This is a genomic window from Paenibacillus kribbensis (genome assembly GCF_001705305.1).
Classification (GTDB): Bacteria; Bacillota; Bacilli; order Paenibacillales; family Paenibacillaceae; genus Paenibacillus; species Paenibacillus kribbensis_B.
In genome coordinates, this window is the sequence record NZ_MCBP01000001.1 from 212,986 (window position 1) to 233,145 (window position 20,160).

15 protein-coding genes and 2 CRISPR repeat arrays are annotated in these 20,160 nt (G+C 45.8%); of the genes, 1 reads left to right on the forward strand and 14 read right to left on the reverse strand.

The genetic code is table 11. The annotated features are described in order from the left end of the window. Positions 1-80: 80 nt before the first annotated feature. The 11 genes from BAZ21_RS00940 to BAZ21_RS00990 form a co-directional block, all read right to left on the reverse strand. Complete coding sequence (locus BAZ21_RS00940; protein ID WP_068496239.1) at positions 81-2,570, reverse strand: CRISPR-associated helicase/endonuclease Cas3; 2,490 nt, start codon at positions 2,568-2,570, stop codon at positions 81-83. 276 nt (positions 2,571-2,846) lie between these two features. Next, positions 2,847-3,158: a hypothetical protein gene (locus BAZ21_RS00945; RefSeq protein ID WP_068496241.1), complete on the reverse strand. Its 312-nt coding sequence runs from the start codon at positions 3,156-3,158 to the stop codon at positions 2,847-2,849. A gap of 592 nt (positions 3,159-3,750) precedes the next feature. Beyond that, positions 3,751-4,315: a CRISPR direct-repeat array (repeat unit 32 nt; unit sequence ATTTCAATCCACGCACTCATATAGAGTGCGAC). 244 nt (positions 4,316-4,559) lie between these two features. After that, the gene (locus tag BAZ21_RS00950; RefSeq protein WP_068496243.1) at positions 4,560-5,369 is read right to left on the reverse strand and encodes an SDR family oxidoreductase; all 810 of its coding nucleotides are present in this window, start codon (positions 5,367-5,369) and stop codon (positions 4,560-4,562) included. 303 nt (positions 5,370-5,672) lie between these two features. Then, a CRISPR array of direct repeats spans positions 5,673-6,038; the repeat unit is 32 nt; unit sequence ATTTCAATCCACGCACTCATATAGAGTGCGAC. Between the two features lie 215 nt (positions 6,039-6,253). Further along, positions 6,254-7,090 (reverse strand): hypothetical protein, encoded by an 837-nt coding sequence (locus tag BAZ21_RS00955; RefSeq protein ID WP_068496245.1) that lies wholly within the window; start codon positions 7,088-7,090, stop codon positions 6,254-6,256. A 12-nt stretch (positions 7,091-7,102) separates the two neighbouring features. Then, positions 7,103-7,855 carry a vWA domain-containing protein gene (locus BAZ21_RS00960; protein ID WP_007430135.1) on the reverse strand — a complete coding sequence of 251 codons (753 nt, stop codon included), beginning with the start codon at positions 7,853-7,855 and terminating at the stop codon, positions 7,103-7,105. Between the two features lie 71 nt (positions 7,856-7,926). Then, positions 7,927-9,972, reverse strand: a complete 2,046-nt coding sequence (locus tag BAZ21_RS00965; RefSeq protein WP_068496247.1) for a hypothetical protein — start codon at positions 9,970-9,972, stop codon at positions 7,927-7,929. Between the two features lie 295 nt (positions 9,973-10,267). Continuing rightward, on the reverse strand, positions 10,268-10,543 hold the full coding sequence (locus BAZ21_RS00970; RefSeq protein WP_007430133.1) for a WXG100 family type VII secretion target: 276 nt from the start codon (positions 10,541-10,543) through the stop codon (positions 10,268-10,270). A 246-nt stretch (positions 10,544-10,789) separates the two neighbouring features. Continuing rightward, positions 10,790-11,326, reverse strand: a complete 537-nt coding sequence (locus tag BAZ21_RS00975) for a WXG100 family type VII secretion target (protein WP_068497049.1) — start codon at positions 11,324-11,326, stop codon at positions 10,790-10,792. 5 nt (positions 11,327-11,331) lie between these two features. Then, a complete protein-coding gene (locus BAZ21_RS00980; protein ID WP_068496249.1) occupies positions 11,332-12,174 on the reverse strand; it encodes a hypothetical protein in 843 nt (280 codons plus the stop codon). 16 nt (positions 12,175-12,190) lie between these two features. Next, positions 12,191-16,186: a type VII secretion protein EssC gene (essC, locus tag BAZ21_RS00985; RefSeq protein ID WP_068496251.1), complete on the reverse strand. Its 3,996-nt coding sequence runs from the start codon at positions 16,184-16,186 to the stop codon at positions 12,191-12,193. Positions 16,187-16,253: 67 nt separating this feature from the next. Further along, positions 16,254-16,574: a hypothetical protein gene (locus BAZ21_RS00990; RefSeq protein WP_068496253.1), complete on the reverse strand. Its 321-nt coding sequence runs from the start codon at positions 16,572-16,574 to the stop codon at positions 16,254-16,256. A 393-nt stretch (positions 16,575-16,967) separates the two neighbouring features. Between BAZ21_RS00990 and BAZ21_RS00995 the strand changes: the two genes are divergently transcribed. Then, positions 16,968-17,207, forward strand: a complete 240-nt coding sequence (locus tag BAZ21_RS00995; protein ID WP_025716873.1) for a hypothetical protein — start codon at positions 16,968-16,970, stop codon at positions 17,205-17,207. 153 nt (positions 17,208-17,360) lie between these two features. Here BAZ21_RS00995 and BAZ21_RS01000 read toward each other — a convergent pair whose 3' ends face one another. From BAZ21_RS01000 to BAZ21_RS01010, 3 genes are all read right to left on the reverse strand, one after another. Then, positions 17,361-17,699, reverse strand: a complete 339-nt coding sequence (locus tag BAZ21_RS01000; protein ID WP_007430127.1) for a L,D-transpeptidase — start codon at positions 17,697-17,699, stop codon at positions 17,361-17,363. Between the two features lie 82 nt (positions 17,700-17,781). Then, positions 17,782-18,879: a ribosome small subunit-dependent GTPase A gene (gene rsgA, locus BAZ21_RS01005; protein WP_068496255.1), complete on the reverse strand. Its 1,098-nt coding sequence runs from the start codon at positions 18,877-18,879 to the stop codon at positions 17,782-17,784. 479 nt (positions 18,880-19,358) lie between these two features. Continuing rightward, positions 19,359-19,955 carry a DUF2087 domain-containing protein gene (locus BAZ21_RS01010; RefSeq protein WP_068496257.1) on the reverse strand — a complete coding sequence of 199 codons (597 nt, stop codon included), beginning with the start codon at positions 19,953-19,955 and terminating at the stop codon, positions 19,359-19,361. Positions 19,956-20,160 lie beyond the last annotated feature (205 nt).

The window sequence follows — 20,160 nt, forward strand, 5'->3', positions numbered from 1 at the left end:
TAAATGCAATACCAGAATATTACTTTCGACATAGTCAGTCAACACGAAAGATAAACCCTTAAGCCCCGTTAAAAGCATTCTTAAAGGATAAAACCACCATGCAAGCTATCATTTTGAAGATTAAGCCCATATGAGTCATCATAAGCCCCATCGGTCAGAGCCCATATTTTTCCGTCCAAAAAAGAAATCAGCGCCTTATTGTGACTCAATTGATTTTTATCTGTGTTCGTTATATTAATGGTGAATTGCTGTGCCCTGCGGAGCAGGCTGCTAAGATCCTCTATGCTTTGCTGTCCATTCAGATCAGCGATGATCTCTTTTCCTTCCTTCTCTCCATCCCCATAAGGAACAATGACGGCTGTCGTATGATCCTTAATGACTTGAAAGTGGTCTGCTGCTGTCTTATAGCTATTCGCTAAAAATAAAGGGAGAAACGTTTCCTTTTCTTTGAAATAAGAATGATAATACGTATTCTCACTGCGACTAACAGATAATAGCTCGGTCATGTTTTTTCTTAGCTTAGGTATGAAATAGTTCAAGTCTGTTGCCAGTTCGGTATAATACTTTTGGAAGTATATTTCCATAGCATGTCCGGACAATATGTTACCACCGTAGCAGGTTTTGTCACGTTTTAAGTCGATAAACATTTTTCTGGTGATTTCTTTACCTATTTTGATTTCTTTGAGATCTTTGAGATTTTCTTCTTCATGATCAATGACATACACCTGCTTCGTTCCATCTCTTCCATGGCGATTACATCGGCCTGCCGCCTGAGCAATCGAATCCAGACCAGCCAAGGATCGAATGACACAATCAAAACTAATATCCACTCCAGCCTCGATGAGTTGTGTACTAATACAAACGACAGGTTTTTTATGCTCCAAAAGTTGTTTTACTTCCTCCAATATGCGATTGCGATGAGCCGGACACATGGATGTGCTTAAGTGATAGACCGGGATTGCACTGTTTCCTTCTGTTAATCGGTGATATAGCTTTTTCACCACCGCTTTTGTATTTAAAATAACGAGTATGCTTTGTTCATCAGCAAGCTTTTGCTCAACAAAATCGGCAAGCTTTTCCGTATTAAAAGTGTCGCCTGTCGCATTGTCAACAATTTCAACCCGCTTAAACTTTTCGATAACATGATCGAGGTCATATACCATTTCGGCATCCGGTTCAATATCCAGCTTGTTGTGTACAAAATCCAGTTCCGGTTGGGTAGCGGTGCAAAGAACAATACTTGAAGAGGCATATGTTTTCAAAAAATTCAGCGCTTGATTAAACAAAGAAATACAGTGTGTGGGGACTTTTTGGACCTCATCAAAAATAATAACGGACTCACTCAAATTGTGAAGCCTACGGACATTTCTGCTACCACCCGCGTAAAACACATTTAAAAATTGCACCATGGTCGTGAAAATGATTGGCGAATCCCAATTATCCTTAGCCAGCTTTAATTTTTGATGCGTGTTCATAACGACATCCTCAAGCTCATGACCCTCAGCATCTATGTCCTCTACTTCGTCCATGACCAGATTGGAGTGATGCTCCAAAATGTTAGCGTCATCCCGTATAATTTCACGAACCTCCCGAGCGTTTTGTTCGATAATCGTCGTGAATGGAACGACGTAGATGTTATGCTTCTTTTCAAAGGTGACTGCATGCTTTAGGGCATAACGCAGACTGGCCAGCGTTTTTCCACCCCCTGTAGGTATGGAGAGTGTAAATATCCCGGAAGGCTTGACTGCAAATTGCTCACATTGCTCGGACATTTGCTTTCTAAGCAGATTAATGGTTGTGTCGGCATTCTCTCCTGATTGCAGATCGTTAATACGCTCCATTAGTCTTTCGTAATACGTTTGAAATAGCTGTTGGCGATTCATCGGTTCATTGCTGTTCTTTTCGTTTTTAAGGTTAATTTCTTCAAAACAACGGGTATTCGTGCGATCAGCATCAATCAAAGCACTGAACACAAACTTGGATAAGAACATCATTTTGAGTTCAATATCTGGATTATCATCCCGTTTCATATAATCAGCCAACTCGATCCCTGCTTGATTCACATAATGAATAAAGGCAGATTCCTCCATCACCTGTTCATAAAAAAGGGTCACCGCATGGTCAAACCCCTCTAATTCTCGATCACGCACCCGCTCCAAAAATTTTGATTCCAGGTCAGGGTCTAAAAAATCCTGCAAATAGGCATGATGTGAAATAATCGCATTCCCTACAACTTCGGATAATAAAGCTTTGTTCATGAAATCCTGCTTATCAAATGCCCCTTGAGGTTGGATGTGAAAGAGATTAAATAACAACTTCCCACCAGCGGTAGAATGATCCACACTTCCTCGTTTCGGCGGATTGTCAGGATTTTGTACGGCTAAACGTATGTAATTCTGGAATTTTTCTGTGTATTTCCCCAAGTCATGCAGCATACCGGCGAGTCCGGTAATATGTCGTATTCCTATTTTGCCTCCATAAGTTTCTGCTAATTGTTGGGTTTCCAACAGGTGGTCTGCAACCGTCTGAATCTCTTGGTCGCTTTCCCGTATGTGTGCGATATATTGCATTATTAATCCCCTTTAATTTTTCTTCGAGAATAACCTTCTTCCAAGTAAACACAAATAAAATCCAGTTCATGCTAATGCATTACCTGCGGTATACATTCTGTTCATTACTTTGATACAAACCAGTATCCCATAATAAGCCTTGTCACCTGCCTTTTTTAGCACTTTTTCCATTGTTAGCAGTAATGAATCTCCTCTATAATACCACACTTATATTTATGGATGTTTTCCCAAAAGGGGTTCGAATGGCAACAAACTGTATAGAACAAGTATAAAAAATTAAGGTTTTTTGGATTTTTTTCCTCGTAAAATTATTGCTGTTGTAATGTCTGCTAATGCATAATTTTTTTGTTTCATCTCATTAGCTAATGCCTTCAATTTCTGTTTTGTACCTCTAAGTTCTTCTTCCAACTGTTTAATTTTCATTTCATCAGGTTGCTCAGAAACATTAATCCAAGTTTTAATTTCGTCTACAAGTAGCCCTTTAGTGCGACAATAATCTAATAACTCATCATAATTAAATCTATCAACTCGCAACAAAATACTAAATTTCCCCAAAGTGTTTTCTGTTTTTGAACTGCTTTTCTCCATCTTTAAAGGCCTCCTTGTATTTCACTAATAAACTACTGAAATAAACTACTGAAAATTAACATTGTCTACCTCAAAGATTTTCTGAATATAATTTTATAGGAACCTTATATAAAACACAGTAATACACCTCCCAAAAGATCAAAAAAAATTATCTTTTGCAACGTAGTCCTTAAAAAATTGCTTTAAACTAACGATTTATGATACACTCGCCATGTCGCTGAAAGGCGTGGATTGAAAACTATATAATTATATTGAAGAGCCCGCCCTTAGCGGGTTTTCTCATGCTTTTTAAACATAACTTCCGTCTTTTTTCCTATCCTTTGTGCCTCTTCACTAAATTATTGAACTACACTTAGTTCCTGTCCGTTTTTCTCCAACTCCTTTTATTAGCTTCCTATCAATTTCACCGTTAAAGTCCAGTATTACTTCTTTTGCTTCGTAATTATAAGAATGTCCACGATTTCAATCCATGCACTCACATCGAGTGCAACCATCGCCAACCAAACGTACCTTTTTGCCTTTTGCATTTCATTCACGCACTCATATGGAGTGCGGCTCGATAACACTTACGGATATCCTTGAGTATGAGCCGATTTCAATCCACGCACTCATACAGAGTGCGACAAGGCCGCAGACCAAGGCATAACGAGCATAAACACATTTCAATCCACGCACTCATATAGAGTGCGACGACAGCTTTATCTCGCGTCTAGCAGTGTTTACGATTTCAATCCACGCACTCATATAGAGTGCGACGTTGGTTCGGTGACTATGAGGTGCCGCTATGAGTATTTCAATCCACGCACTCATATAGAGTGCGACGATACATCGTCCATTATCACGCTAATTTCACGGTATTTCAATCCACGCACTCATATAGAGTGCGACGTGAAAATCAGGCGCTTCGTTTACGTCTACGATATCATTTCAATCCACGCACTCATATAGAGTGCGACCCGATTGGTAGAGTTCAAGCGTATAGGATTCTTCGTATTTCAATCCACGCACTCATATAGAGTGCGACGGATCTGCACAAACAAGTAGAGCGACTACAAATATTTCAATCCACGCACTCATATAGAGTGCGACGTTGAACTGAGCAGGCTGGTGCAAGGTGGTGTGCAGATTTCAATCCACGCACTCATATAGAGTGCGACAGCGAAAATGTACCCAATTGATCCAAAAAAGATATCTATTTGGTACATTTTCAAAATAAACAATGCCAAAAAAGCCTGAATCTACGATTAACTTTTATCAATAACAACTGATTTAATCCTTTTCGACAAATTTCGAGGTGCGAAAGACCCGGGGATTTTATGTGAGCTTCACATTCGCACCTTAACCAAAATGTTACAATCAGAATACCATAAATCCTTTTTCCGTCATAGAAATGCTTTCACGTTAAAACAATAAGGACTCTGCCCCATCAATCACAATTTGTGCACCCGTAATGTGGCGCGAATGATCAGAGGCCAGGAACGTTACCAAATCAGCTACCTGCTCAGGTTGGCCAGGTCCATTCGCCAGCGGCTGCCCTCCTTCGGGAAAATGAACGGGAATAGTAATCTGCTTTAACCTTTCGGATTTCTCCGTTGTTTCATCAATATTGGTCGAAATGGCACCAGGATAAATGACATTGACGCGAATATGGAATTTGGCCAGCTCCAGCGCAGCCATTTTAGCAAACCCGGTTTGACCTGCCTTCGAAGTGCTATACGCTGACATCCCAAAGCTGGTAAAACGCTGATTTCCATTAATGGAGCTGGTAATGATAATGCTGCCGCCTCCGTTTTTTTTCAAATGAGGTACCGCATACTTCACCGTCAAGAAAGTACCGTCGAGATTTATAGACAGCGTTTGCCGCCAATCCTCAATGCTCAAATCCTCAATCGGCCCAAGTACCCCGTTAATTCCTGCATTGGCAAAAACGATGTTCAGCCCGCCAAACAGTTCAACTGCTTCCAGGACTGCTTTTTCCACGCGAACCGGATCGGCAATGTCCACATCAAAAGCACGGGCCGAGCCTTCTCGTATCGCATTAATCTCACTTTCCGTCTCCAAAATCCGCTCGTTACTTACGTCAAAAAGGGCGACATTCGCTCCTTCTCTCGCCATTTGAATGGCCGTTGCTTTGCCAATTCCAGAACCGGCCCCCGTGATTAGAGCAGTTTTACCTTCAAAGCGCGCGCTTCCTAGAGGTGTGTAGCTCATATGTATCGCTCCTTTCAGTGTCCTGTATAATCACAAGATTACCCAAAAGGGCATACTTTATAATCACCGTTTTTGCGCTTTTGTTGCTATTTCTTTTCGTTACTCGAGAAAAAAGAGCATTACGTTAATACCACTTCTTTTCTTCTTCTACCTCCGTTGCATTCAATAAATGAAAAATATGCATAATTCCATTTACAAAAGATGACCAGGAACAAAGAAAAAGGACTCCCCTTGGTTTTAGCCATTACAGAGTCCTTGTGGGTAGAAAGCATCAATAAGCCAATCGTTTCTAATTTTATCCTAATTTCAATTCATGCACTCGTATAGAGTGCAACCTATTTTGTTGTCTTCGATATCAACCGCTAATATCATTTCAATCCACGCACTCATATAGAGTGCGACTAACATGGAGTACGCGCGCGATAGCATAACCGGGAATTTCAATCCACGCACTCATATAGAGTGCGACTCCTTAGTACCTTGATCACCAAGCGTGATGTAATATTTCAATCCACGCACTCATATAGAGTGCGACCTGATCCGCATAGTACGTAAAAATTTTTCGGACTATTTCAATCCACGCACTCATATAGAGTGCGACGGCTTAATCTCTTTCCCGTAGTAGTTGCAATGAAAGATTTCAATCCACGCACTCATATAGAGTGCGACAGCGAATATACACCCAATTGATCCAAAAGAGGTATCTATTCGGTACGTTTTGAAAACAAACGATGCCGAAAAAGCTTGAATCTACGATTGACTTTTATCAATAACAACCAATTCAAATCCTTTTCGACAAATTTCGAGGTGCGAAGGAACCGGGGTTTTTATGTGAGCTTCACATTCGCACCTCTCAGTAAAAGTAGGATCGCGTTTTATTTCACCTACCACTGCAATTCAATAAATGCAGCATCATCATCGAGTCCCCCGGTATGGGAGGCATCCAGTAATACTTGTATCTGCTCATCTGGGACAGGCTCGCGAATGGGGTCCAAATCGGATAAACCGTCACTATATACCTGTAATCTCATCGGCATATCTACGGGTATGCTTCTTTCGTACCAATGAGGCTTACCTCCGATCGGTCCACGACTTGTGGACCAACGCTCCGCTGTGGAGAAGGTATGATCAAACAGCTCGCTGATTTCCTCCATACCGTTCCATAGTCGCAGGCGTGAATCTCCCTGCCAGGCAAGTCTGAGACGCCCACGGGTGCCGCGCTTCGGCAGTTCGATCCGACCGCAAATATACATGGACTGGCTTCCCTGACGACGTTTATCCTCCAATACTGAACGCATTAAGCCAGATTCGTGATCCAAAGGCTGCCGATCCAGTTCCTCTGTAGCTGTACTAGCCAAACGTTCGAGATACATCCTCAATTGATCAGCAGACAGATCCCGCCCCTCCTCCAGCCAATCCAGTAAAGAAGAGCCCAGATAGCGGGCTGCAAAATCTCCTCGATAACTGAGCCCGACACCGTCACATAAAACAAAACAACAGACAGATTTATGAATACGCACTGCGGCAAAATCCTGTCCGCTTTCCCCCATGCTGGCAGATTCGGCAGACCTTCCATATCCGTAACGACACATAAAACGACTATGATGAGATGATAAAGGCTGATCGCCCGTCTGAGAGCTTATATAAGCAAAATGCTGAGCCAGCCTTGCATCCATTCCCTTTCTTTTGCTCGCGGGGAACAGAGACAGCAGTGGATTCATGCTTTTACCTCCTTACCGTACAGGCGTTGCGGCCGACATTTGAAAACCGATCGACACCAGTTCCGCACAGGTTCCAGGCAACATCATAATCGCTCCTTCACCCAACTGATAATCTGCCTCAAACAGCATTTCCCGATAGCTTTCAGGGAGTACAGAAGACATATTACGCAATTTCACAGCATGCTCATCCTGCAACGGCGTATTGTGCGTCAAGCCTTTCCAGCGACGAGGGTCCTGAATAGGCGTCTCCAGCAGTCTGTCAGATAAAAATATATTTTCTACCAGCACATTGCCGTCTGGTACGCTCATGCTCATAATGCGCTTGGCAATCGGCTCAGGATCATCGCCTGTAGATACCCCATCTGTCATATGGCATACCAGAGGAGCAGGGCAATCCTGCATCCCCGGCAGCTCTGCCTGTAAAATACGTTCGGCTTGCAAGAAAGCCTTTGCCGAATCTGAAAATCGTTTGGGTGTCAAATCGGGCAACGAACCAATGGCCGCGATTTCATCAATCCCTTTTACACCATTTAGCAAATCATACACGTCGTCACTATAAGCCAAAATCGCAATCCGATAGCGTGCAGTCAGACGATTCCCTTTGGTTGAACGGAAAACCATCTGCCGGATTGCCAACGATATAGCCTCATACACAACGTCAATGCGCCGTCGCCCCTCCATCAGCATGTTCATCGACGCGCTGATGTCAATCAGGTAAATGATCAGGGCGGGGGTACGTTGTGATGCCTGTATTGTATAATTCATGGTTTGTACATGCTCCCCTCAGTTACCTTCTATCTCTATCTATCAGCCTATTTATTATGAATATATCAAAATTAAATTTTAGGCATTCTAAAATTCGTGTCGCTTAAAAAGTTATAGATAGAAGAAGCCCGATATCCCACTTCGCCTACCGAACGATAATAGGATGGATTACTATCATATAATGCTCTAAACTTATTGGCAAAGCTTTTTGCCTTTGCCGTGCTTCCCCCCTCCTGGGAGGCGTAGGCCTTGTTATACAGAGTAATAAGCTGAAGAACGTTCTCCTTGTTGCGCGCCTGTATCGACGCTTTTTGCCTTTGTTCCGCCTCAGTTGCCGCTTTACGCGCTGTCTCTTGCTGGGCTGCACGGGCTTCCTGGTCCTTTTTCCAGACCAAATACTTTTCATACTTTGCCTGCTGATCATACGCTTTTTGCTTGGCCAGCTTGACAGCCGCCTGCTTATCCTTTTCCTTTTGCGCAAGATATGCTTCATATTTGACCTGCTGATCTACCAGAGCCTGCTGTTTTTTCTGCTCTTCCTGCTGTTTTTGGGCAGCAAGAGCCTGTTGCTTGGCCTGCTGTCTGACCTTCTCTTCCGCTTCCTGCCGTTGCTTTTCAGACAATGCCTTGTGCGCGGCCTCCTGTTCGGCAGCCAGCTTGGCTTCTGCCGCCTTCGCGGCTTCTTCCTGTTTGGCTGCTTCAATTTGCCGCTGATTGGACTGATCCGCAAGAATGTTAACGGCCGGGATTCCTGCCGCAAGCAAAACGACCGCAGCCGCTGTCGATATGATAAACGGTTTGGATCGATACCAGACTGTCGATTTTTCAGGTTGCTCTGGGGTCTTGGGATTTAACTGCTCCTCTAGCCCTGTAATAGCAGCCGATACCTCCACATGCAGAGGACTGCCGTCTTCCACAAAATGATACAACGACCGATATACCTCCAGCGCTGCAGCAGGCTTGTTTTGCTGCTCAAGCTCGCGGGCTTGTCGGAACAGCTTGTCCGTTACCCCTCGCTCCTCCTGCTGCTCCTCAGCAGCCTGATTTAGCATTGCAGCCTGCTCAGCTTCGAGCGGTGCAACTAAAGAGGATGCAGTCTCAGCGGAAGAACTACCCACGGCGGCGGCTTGTGTTATTTCTGGCACCTCAGGTTCCGTCGCTTCTACTTCAACAGGAACTTCCAGTTCAGTAATTGCATTAAGTACAACCAGCCATTCGCCAAAGGTCGGGCAGCTGCTTAAATCCTGACTGTCCCAGGCACGGCTGAACAACTCTACCACCTTGCTCCCCCATCGAGTTTCCAGCGACTTTCGCAAAATGAAATATCGCTCGCAAGGTGTCTGCATTTCATGCTGGTCAAAATAGCTTTCGCCCCACGCTTTGTCTACAACTACACGGTCAGACCATCCGAGCATTTCTCCAATGATAATGGCTCCTGCAAAACGATCTGCATATGCGCTCCATAACCCGCTGTGAACGGTACGGTGTGCAGCATATCCCGGTGAACCTGCCAATAGAGCGTCCGGACGATCCATTTTGGTACTATACATTTGCTCCACGTCCACCAATTCTACAGCTGACGTGCCTTCAGGCAGTTCCACTTCAGAAAAAAACGGAAGTATGACATTTGGTGCTGATAAATCACAGTGCGCCAGTCCTTTTTGCTCCATAGCCGAACCGATACCTGCCAGCGCTCTGGCTAAAGCCAGACTATCGAAAGCCTCAAGCGGACGTTGATCTGTAAGACAATCGAACCACGTCGTACCATGAATCCATGGCATTAGTACCGCATACAGCAAATCAGGCTGCTCGGCAATCAGACTTCCGTTTCTTTCTGGAGTGAGCACATCACGCTTGCATACCTGCAAACCGGGAATATCCCCGTATGCTTCCATATGCTCAGATTGATAAACCATAGCCGGGATACGGAACTTCGGAAAAAATACTTTAAGGGCTTTAGCCTCATGTGGCGCTCCACTTTTGGCATTCAACTGATATACAATGCCTTGGCGCCCCGCTTGAGCATAAGCCAAACCGGGTGCAGCCGGATGTCGTCCAACCACATAAGTTGTGCCGTTTATGATCAATTCGTCTCCCGGATTCGGTTGAAAAGACATGAAACATCCCTCTCCTTACATCGTTCAATATGCTAGTTTCCTCACTTTATTATAAACATCCGTGGATGGCAAGAAAACCGGGTGTCCTGAGATCGCCCGGTTTTCTTGAAATATAAGAAGGTATACGTTTGACGTTATCCTCTGTTCTTATATTTATCGCAGAAATGGATATCATCCTGGTAAAGGACAGCCAAACCGTTTCTACATGGAACCACCTATACTAAACCGTGAGGAATGGTTCACATATTGCTTCTTCATAGAGTGGTAAATTATAGAGTAATGCCTGACTGGCAGCTTACTTGGCTTGGTCAACCGTACGGAATTTGTTAGCAATAGCCGTCAATTCTTGGCTGATACTGTTCAAAGTCGTTACGAAAGCTTGCATTTGTTTGCTAGCTTCCTGAAACTCTTGGAAGAAACGTTGCTTGGTCATACCTTCCCATTGACCTTCCATACCTGAGATGGACTGTGTCAGACTGGAAACGATTTGCTGACTTTGCTCACCGCTTTGTTTAAATTGGTTGGCTACCTGATCAACCTGTTCTGGTGTAATTAAAATGCGTCCTGCCATTTTTCGGAGTCCTCCTTGATGAAAAAATGTTTATTGTTTAACTGGTTTAAATTGTACTATGATTATTTAATTCCCTACAAAAGGCAAAGGTCCTAAATGCAATAATCCCACTTTTTAACTATAAAACAGCATCTAACAGTAGGATTCTGACAAAAAGACACCTAATAAGTCCCAAAAAACCGGTAATTATGCTATTAATTCGTATGAACCTCGCAATCGAACAGGATAATCACGAAATTAGCTCTGCTAAGCGACAGGTTGATCTCCCGCTACAGACGGGTCCGTAAAATACCAATCCTGCGGACTGCTGGAGGTTGCCTGCTCCAGAATATCCTGATTCAGTTTTCCTGAATCTGAAGACGGTATGCCGGTAATGGCATGTACGACAGATTGCGGGTTTGAAATCAGATTGCTTCCTTCCGAAGTCTGCTCAGGCAAAATAGACGTGGATTGCTGATTTGACCAATCGAGCATCGTGACGGGTCGACCCAATGGTTGGCCGGCAAATGACAGAAACGTATGGTAGTTGTGGTCGACAGCCTGAAACTCCTCTGCCTTTCGGTTCAGTTGTGCACCTGATGTATGGAGATAAGCATGAATCTGCTCCGACATTCGCTTGGCCTGCATCCAATGATTCAAGGCCGTCTCACGTGCAGATACATCCCAATCCACTGATTGTAACGCCTGCTCCAAACCTGCTGTTAACTGTTGAATTTGCTCCGCCGCATGCTGTAGCTGCCCGCTAAGCCCCCGAAGCACATCCGGTTCAACTCGAATGCGCATATCCATCACCCTTCTTCTGTCGCTTCTTCAGTTACTGTCGACTGTCTCAGCCAATTTAATAATAAATCCACAAACTGATCCCTCGAAGTCATGGCTGCAATAAGCCAGTCTCCATTACCATTAGAGCTCATACGAAATATCCAGCTCATTGCAGGACACAGGACAAAAGCCGCCCGTTGTGATTCCCACTCCCTGCCGTTCCAAACCAGCAATTGCAGCTCTCCTTCGGCCACTCGTGAGCTTAGCGACTGGGCCAGTTTGGCAGCCCCCTCCGCATCACCGCTAGCCTCGGTTAGCTTACTGCTGATTAGAGGCACACTCTCTCCTGCAGATTGCTTGTAAATTTCATTAAATACCTGCTTTGAAAACATGAGTGCTGGAGATTCAGGTACAAGCCGATCTACCCAGCCCATTTTATCAATCAATGTTTCACAAGCCTTTTCCACATTGCCCAGATCATACAGGCGGTACTCATCGGGTTCATCAACGGATTTCACAAGCTCCACGACACGCTCGTTCGTGCAATGAAGGTAGCCTTCAAACCGCTTGCCTTCCCGTGTGTAGCGTATGCGGCAAGCCCTGTTGGATAATCCGGCGATAGCAACCCTCGAAAAAACAGTAGGGGGCATAGCCAACTCTTTGCCCTTATCTACCTGTTTTAGATAACCCTTTTCCAAAAGAGCAGCTTTTACCTGTTCCCACTCTTCTGCCAACTCCTCTGCCAGATAGCCCTTAAACGGATCTTCCACCCCAAGCAGTCTGTCAGAACCCAGCACGCCTGCCAGAAAAAACAGTTCCTTGGACTTGAGGGTTATTAACTTCTGCTTGGAAGCTTGAAACGTTAACATTATGAGCCACCTCCCTTCAAACTACAACATGCCATCGGTCACGAATTTTCGTTATCCAATCCTCACAGCTCACCTGCTCTGAGAAAGGAATTGCCGCTTTAATCCTGGTAAATTTGCGCCGTACGTAGTATCCCTGTCCAGGCGGCAGGACTTTTAGGCCACCAGCAGCGGCATTCGCTTCCGAATAGGGGATACGAAAGAACGATAAATCATTCGAATCCAGTGTTCCAAAAAGCATACCGCTTTGGCTTGCCTTGACATCATTGAACCAGTCTACCCCAAAGGTCGGGAAATCAGAGGGCACGCCCGATAGCACGACATGCACATTCCGATCACGTCCCAACCGTACAATGGCGGAGAGCTGATCCTTTATCATAAAATCGTTCAGCTGTTTGCTTAACATATCCGCATCATCGATGACCAGCAGTAATTCGGGATCATTTCCATCCTTGCTCCGCTGTTGAACAATATCATGCACTTGCTGTACCAGAGGCCCAATTTCTTCCTCGCTTTCGGCCACAGCCTTGACATGAGGAAGATGCCGCAACCGCGATAGTCCACCGCCTCCATAGCGGGTATCAAGCGTATAGACTTCCAACTGTCCCGGTGAGGTGTAATAAGCCAGCGATAGGATCCAGCTCATGAGAAAGGAAGTTTTTCCTCCCTCCATCGGACTGCCGACGATAAAATTAGGGCCCTCTTTGAGATTCAGGAGGAAAGGCTCAAGATCGTCACTCTGTAGACCTACAGGCACCTCATAAGGGAGCGCACTGGAAGGCCCACTTGTCCGATCCCACTGCTGTAGCAGTTCCGCCAGCGGAATACGCTCGGGTAGCGGGAGAATGGCTGGAGCGTGCGCTCCCTTCCATTCCTGCACAATGCTCGCGATATTGCGGCGCAGTTGTGCCGAACGTTCCGTCTCATCTCCTCCCGGTGAAGGCAATGCCGTCTGGAACTCAAGTGGTGGAATATGCCCTTTAACCAGAGCACGGCCCGGAATTAAAGGTCCCGGCGTTTTCGCAGGTCGTCCTACCGCGTAATAATAATCACTCGGATCGGATAATTCATAAGAAACAGCATTCGGAATGTTGCTGCGGAATTTCTCAAACACATCCGTAATCCGGTTCGCTGTGATGATGAACGTGATACCTAAACTGCCACCTTCACGTAAAAGTGATTCCAGCAGTTCATTTTCATCCGGATAAGCATTGCGGAAATTAAGATAGCCATCAATAGCTACGACAATTTGCGGTACATCCTCGACCGCAGAACGGCGATACGAGCTTATCGTTTTAACGCCAGCTTCGGAAATCATTTCCTTGCGTACAGCAACCAGCTTGAACAGATAACGGAACAACCGCTTGATCCGGTCGTCCTCCTCTGCCATCATAACAGCACCGATTTGCGGAAGTTCCCCAAAATCGCGCATCGTCCGACCCATATCGATGATATAACCGTTCCAACGGTTCGCATCAAAGCGCTGAGCCGTTGACATCAGCAAAGTCTGCAAAAAGGTCGTCTTCCCCATGCCAGGCATGCCGTACACCGCCCAATGGCCATGATCCAGTGATGCATAAATCGGCTCCTGGCGCTGATTCGGCAGATCGTCAACCAACCCGATGAGCGCCTTCAGCTCCAGAGGAGATGATGCACTATCTGTTTCCGTGCTTGGACGCAAATGAGTTAAATCAAGCAATTCAGGCAGCGGCGGAAGCCACGGTCCCTGAAGCCGCTCAATGCCTGCTTTAGCAGCCTCATTTGCAATATAATCAATGAAGATTTGAAGCTGCTTGGGAGCCTCTTCTCCTTTGAAGCCTGAACTGGCGCGTTCACCACCCGTCAGCAGCGCTTCACGTTTCCCGTTCAGTCTCACTTCATGTACAGGCAGTGCGGAAGAAATATCACTGTTGCCTATATACGTCGCACCGCTCCAAGCAAACTGCATCTCCTCAAACACTTCATCGCTGCCAACTTGGAAGTATCCTCGTCCCGGCTTGGTAATCCACGCCGCATTCGGTATTTTCAACATATCACGGCTATCACCTTCGCTCTGCACCCGGAGACAGATACGGAATCTGGAGTTACTCCAGATTTTATCGTCTACAACACCGGCGGGCTTCTGGGTTGCCAAAATCAAATGGACACCCAAGGTCCGCCCAATCGCTGCAATACTGATTAGCTCGTCCATAAACTCGGGCTGATCCCGTTTTAGCTGTGCAAATTCATCAATAATAATAACCAGATGAGGCAGCGGCTGTTCGTACCGCTGCTGAAGTAACCTGTAATATTCATCAATATGCTGCAAATTGCCTGCATCGTTCAATATTTTCTGTCTTCGAACCAGCTCTGCCTTGAGAGATATTTTGGCACGCTCAATCAAGTTGTTGTCCAAATTCGTAATCGTACCCACTACATGCGGCAGGTTGACGAACGTATTGGACATGCCGCCACCCTTGTAGTCGATCAGCATAAAAGCAAGATCATGCGGGTGAAACTCGGCGGCAAGCGAGGCTACGATAGACTGAATAACCTCACTCTTCCCTGAACCTGTCGTACCCGCAATCAGGCCGTGCGGACCATGCCCCTGACGCTCTATTTTATCATGCAGATTGATCATGATCTTCTTGCCGCCTGCTCGCACACCCATCGGCACCGGTAAAGTATCCGGATGGCGGTTGCGCCGCCACCGTTCTGTTACGTCCAGTTCCTTCACATCCACTACGCTCATCATATCAAAGAGAGGCAGTACAGACGGAATATCCGAAGCCGAGGAACGCTTCAAGCGAATAGGAGCCATATACCGCGCCAATGCATCTGCGTCTTCTTTGGACAAACGATCCGGCTTAAAGCTCTGCTGTTCAACCTCCGCCGATTCCGATTTGCGAGCATATACCCCCTGCTCCTTGGAAGCCTCCACGATCAGCTGACACTGCATCGGCAATGCTTCCTTACGAGAAGCCAGCACGATCGTGCATGCATCAATGACTCGTCCGTCTTCCAGTAATAATGGAAGCAAAGGCTCTTCCTCAATCAGCTGGCTATCGGATAAAACAATCACATAGCAAGGGATTTCCATTCCTTTTCCATGACGTTCGCTGCGATTGTTCTTACGGCGGTTCAGCCTGGCGAACAGAAAATCAGCTAATTGATGGGCGCTACTGCTGCGATCTGACATCATCCGCTGGGTTCTGTCATCATCCCACACATGCGGAAGCCAGCGCATCCAGGCCCATTCATTTTCCTCACGCTCATCATAAAAGGATGCGATTTTCACTTCATCCGGCGAGTGACGCACAGCCACCTGCGCCAGAATCACTCTTAAGGCAGCAAGAGTATGCTCTCGCTCACCGACCAGTCCTACCACTTTGGATTGAAACAACGGTAATGCAATGGAAGCCGCATCCACCAGGTGAAACTCTTCCTCCAGCTCATCCGCAGCCCCAAGCAGAGGGTCACGGTCGTAGCCGTCCGGGCGCGGAATCTGTAGTTTAATATGAAAGGGAACTTGTCCAGTTCCAATACGGACCTGCAAAAAATCCTCATCCTCCGGCGAGCGTTCCCAAAGAGAGCTGTTGCGGTTTTTGACGATTTGAGCGCATATTTGCGGATCACCGTGAATTTCATATAGCGTGCGAATTTGTTCCTCGCGTTTCAGCTCAAGCTCTTCACGATGCTTCTGGAGTTGCTCCCGGTACATCCGGTCCCGTTCCTCCAGCTTGCGCTTGTATTCCTTCTTGTTACTTAAATAGACGAAAAAAGGAATCGTATAAGATGTAAGCATCATGACCACAGTAATCATCTGAAACATCAAATAGTTACTATTGCCCATCTTGCCCGTTTTGCTCATATATACATAAAAGCCTACAGTCACCAACGTCATCATTAACGGAATAAGTATAGATATAATAGAAAAAGACGGCTTGCTCGGCTCAGCCGGAGGCCGTAAAATCTCCAGCTTCTCCTCGCGGAGCGCCGGCCTTAATCTCGGGGATCGCTGGTATAATACATTCAAGACAAAAGTCCCCCTTTTCGCTTACTATTTCATTTTACCAAGGTTTCATATAATTTCATGTGTGTATTTACCCATTTTTTTCGTTTTGAAACAGCGAACGCCGCCCGTATACAGGTGCTTCGTCCCGGGTTGTCGAAAAAGCACGCTGAATACGTACCGTGCAGCCTTCCCGCAAGCCTGCCCCCGTAAGCAGCTGGTCGTCCTCCACTCTGAACCAAAGCCCCTCCGGAAACTTTGCTTCCATAATATATTGCATTCCCTCCGCTGGAGGCTCTCCAAAAATGCGCACACCCAGCATCAGCTTCAAATGCTCCACCGAATATTCATCGGCCACCTCGATGTCAAACCACTCTGTTTCCTGTCGTCCTGAAAGCACGGTCAGGATCATCTGTCATCCCTCCCGATCCTTGATCAATACAGTAAAGTTCCCACAAAAAGCCTATTTTCGATAGAAAGATGGCTATCGTAACTGTAGCATTCGCCTATTAGACTGTCAATTTGTTACAAAATACCCACTCTCAAAATGATTTAAAGACTTTAGTCTCATTCTTCTGAATTAAAAAGAGTCAATTGAATCATAAATACGTATTTGATCGTTTTTAATAATCGCATCTGCGTCATTTTGTCAATTAGTTAGAACCAAACTCGATTGTTATCCAGATTATTGTGAACAGTTTGTAAATTTCTCAGACCTTTATGTTTTTATAAGGTGTTTTTAAGGTAATTTTAAGAAACGGGCTCTACAATAAAGCCATGAAATAACTCAGGTGAGGTGATTTTTGTGAGAACATTAATTACATTTCAAAACAAACGTATTCCCGTTTACTTCAATCAAGATAACAAGCAACCTATGCAAAAAACATTAAAACTTCTAAGCAACACTTTGGAGAACAAAATCTCCAGCGGCAAGCGTGCCCTTCAGAAATGTCTTAACTCTTTGATCAGTATAGAGATTATCGGTTGTGAAGCCATCCTGCATAGCGTTAGTGAAAATGATTCATTGGCACTGTCCCTCTACTAAGAGGGACTATTTTTTTGTCCGAACGCAGACAAAAAAAAAGAGAGAGCTCTCCAGCACCCTCTCCATATCAGCGGCTTTAAAACATAGGGAACGTCTTTCGGGATCGTTAGTCAAAGTTGCGAATGACAAAGCTCCAGACTTCCAAGTATATTGTTAAGACTGGATTGTTACTGGCGTGCCGATGCTTACCTTCTCCTGAAGCTCAAGCACATCCTCGTTATGCATTCGGATGCAGCCATGTGACACCAACTGCCCAATAGATGAAGGATCATTGGTGCCATGAATACCGTAATGCGGCTTGGATAGCCCCATCCAGAACGCTCCGAAAGGGCCGCCGGGATTGGGCTGCTTGTTAATGATCGTAAATTGTCCGCTCGGCGTCTGTGTAGCCACTTTACCAATACCGACGGGATAACTGGCTACAATTTGATCGCCATCCTTCAAATATAAACGACGTTCGGTTAAATCCACCACGATGTTGTAGTTCGGCATACGCTCACCCCTTTACACCATATGCCGATCACAACCCAGATTTTCTTGTATTTTTACCAAAAATGCTTCAATTCAGCTCAGCCTACCATTCCACATCCCGTCGCCAGCCGCTTCGCTGATCCCTTCGACCTGAGATTGTGCCGGTACGGCTATCCTTTCTCCGCCGATCCGCTTCCTTGCGGGCCTGATACTCCAGTTCCCGCTGCATCTTGCGATAATTGTTCACCCTGGCTTCCGACAATTCCCCTGTCTGTACAGCTTCCTGCACTGCGCATCCGGCTTCACCCTTGTGCTTGCAATCTGCAAATCGGCATTTCTGTGCAATGTCCGTAATATCGGCGAATGTATGAGCGACACCCGTGGAATCATCCCACAGGTTAAGCTCACGCATGCCGGGTGTATCCAACAGAACGGCCTGCTTGGCGATAGGAAAAAGCTGTCGGTGGGTCGTCGTATGCCTTCCCCGGCTGTCTTCCTCTCTCACATCCTGTGTCAACTGTACTTCGGTCCCGGAGAGCCAGTTTACAATCGTTGATTTACCGCTGCCGGAAGAGCCTGTTAAAGCAACGGTACAGCCGGGCTTAAGAAACGCCTCCAACTGCTCCCTGCCCTCATTTTGCAGCGCAGAAATAACGATCACAGGCACACCGGGAGCTACCCCTTCTGCTTCTGCGATCCGTGCTTCAACATCGTCACAAAGGTCGCTCTTACTCAACACGACCACCGGGTTTACCCCACTGTTCCAGGCCATAATCAAATACCGCTCCAGTCTGCGCATATTAAAATCATGATTCAACGCATTTACGAGAAAGAGGGTATCCACATTGGTCGCAATCAGTTGCTCCTTCGTCTCAAAGCCCGCAGCCTGTCGGGATATTCGGCTTTTGCGCGGCAGGACGGCATGAATCACAGCATCCGACACTTCATCCGGTGTGGAGATCGCCACCCAATCCCCGACAGCAGGCATTTCGGCGGGTTCATCGATGATATGACGCAGTTTGCCAGAAGCAGCTCCCCAGCGTTCCCCATCCATCGTTATAAGCTTGACTTTTTGCCCATAATCGGCGATCAAGCGGGCAGGACGAAGCTCTGTATTTCCTGCACGTTCCTCAAAACTTTGCTTCCATTGGTCCCAATAACCGTTCCACTCATCAGACCAACCATATTCATGTATACTCATTTTTTTCCTCCTGAAAATCATCTTTTTGATTGCAGTGTTATTCGATATGTGCACATTTTTCCTCCCGCAAGCAAACAACGCAAAAAATCCGCAGGGAAACCCCTGCGGAGAGTATGCGGCTGAAGCCGATGTAATCCGTTGTTCGTTCACGTAAGCAAGCGGTCTTATGCACCAACCGCTCCCCGGAACCAACACCGTATACAAAGACATCTAACCGTAAAAAAATCCGCAAGGGATCACTCCCTGCGGATTTCGTCGGTTCTACTGTCCAACCAACTGCTAAGCCAAGACTATATATTATACAGTCTTAACTGAGCATCGTCCGTGCGGGAGACGAGTCATTCTGCTGCTGAACCCATCCATTCTTGTTCGTACGCATATAACATCGCCTCCTCCTAAAATTTCCTTTATCATACAAGTCGATAAATCATCTGTCAAGCCTGCCGCAAAACTTTTTTCAAATCTTTTTTGAGTTTCGTTTAGCGCACCTGATCCCAGCGCGTCCACATCTCACGTGGATTCAATTCGTACATTTCCCGTTCCCTATACATAAACTGATGCATAATCAGCTCACGCCGAATCGTCGCAAAATCGTCATGGTACTGTTTAATCCACTCGTTTAATTCACGTTCAGGATACACGCGGCCCGGCTCCAGCTTTTCAGCCAGCATCTGAAGCACGATCAGCTTTTTCTTGTATTGTGCAGGAATTTGGCGCAGCTTGCCGTCCTTGGCAAAAAAATTACGTAAAACCGTCGCCTCCAATGTTTCATTAAGCTCTGACATCTCTTCCTCACCCTCTCCCTTTTCGAAGATAAAACGTACCGTCGCCTCGGCATGCTGCTGGATCAGCTCCGGATTCAATGTAAAATACACCGTATTTTTATCCCGTCGTTCTTTGATTAATCCAGCCTCACGGAGTTTGGAAGCATGATGAGTAACGGTCGGTTGGGATAAATTCAGCTTTTTCGCCAAAGCCTGACCATGCATCTCCCCACGGGACAACAGGAGTAATATGCGCATACGCGTCGGATCAGCAAGCGCTTTATGATAATTGACCATCTTATCCAGTTGCATCGTGATAACACCTCTTTTCCTTAATCCAAACTTGCTCTACAAACGAACTCAACCAAAATAGATATTCATCTAATTATATGTTTGTTAAAAATGCATGTCAATCATATCCTTCCATTACTTCTTCCTGAAAACGGCTGGATATTATGTACGCATTGCGGTAGGATTATTATTTGAAAAACTTCTTACATACCCGTACATTTTGCAT

Coding starts and splice junctions, on each gene's coding strand:
- BAZ21_RS00940 (WP_068496239.1), bottom strand. CDS start 2,570: ATGCAATATATCGCACACATACGGGAAAGCGACCAAGAGATTCAGACG.
- BAZ21_RS00960 (WP_007430135.1), bottom strand. CDS start 7,855: ATGAATTATACAATACAGGCATCACAACGTACCCCCGCCCTGATCATT.
- BAZ21_RS01000 (WP_007430127.1), bottom strand. CDS start 17,699: ATGCCGAACTACAACATCGTGGTGGATTTAACCGAACGTCGTTTATAT.
- BAZ21_RS00955 (WP_068496245.1), bottom strand. CDS start 7,090: ATGAATCCACTGCTGTCTCTGTTCCCCGCGAGCAAAAGAAAGGGAATG.
- BAZ21_RS00945 (WP_068496241.1), bottom strand. CDS start 3,158: ATGGAGAAAAGCAGTTCAAAAACAGAAAACACTTTGGGGAAATTTAGT.
- BAZ21_RS00965 (WP_068496247.1), bottom strand. CDS start 9,972: ATGTCTTTTCAACCGAATCCGGGAGACGAATTGATCATAAACGGCACA.
- BAZ21_RS01010 (WP_068496257.1), bottom strand. CDS start 19,955: ATGCAACTGGATAAGATGGTCAATTATCATAAAGCGCTTGCTGATCCG.
- rsgA (WP_068496255.1), bottom strand. CDS start 18,879: ATGAGTATACATGAATATGGTTGGTCTGATGAGTGGAACGGTTATTGG.
- BAZ21_RS00950 (WP_068496243.1), bottom strand. CDS start 5,369: ATGAGCTACACACCTCTAGGAAGCGCGCGCTTTGAAGGTAAAACTGCT.
- BAZ21_RS00990 (WP_068496253.1), bottom strand. CDS start 16,574: ATGATCCTGACCGTGCTTTCAGGACGACAGGAAACAGAGTGGTTTGAC.
- BAZ21_RS00970 (WP_007430133.1), bottom strand. CDS start 10,543: ATGGCAGGACGCATTTTAATTACACCAGAACAGGTTGATCAGGTAGCC.
- BAZ21_RS00975 (WP_068497049.1), bottom strand. CDS start 11,326: ATGCGCATTCGAGTTGAACCGGATGTGCTTCGGGGGCTTAGCGGGCAG.
- BAZ21_RS00980 (WP_068496249.1), bottom strand. CDS start 12,174: ATGTTAACGTTTCAAGCTTCCAAGCAGAAGTTAATAACCCTCAAGTCC.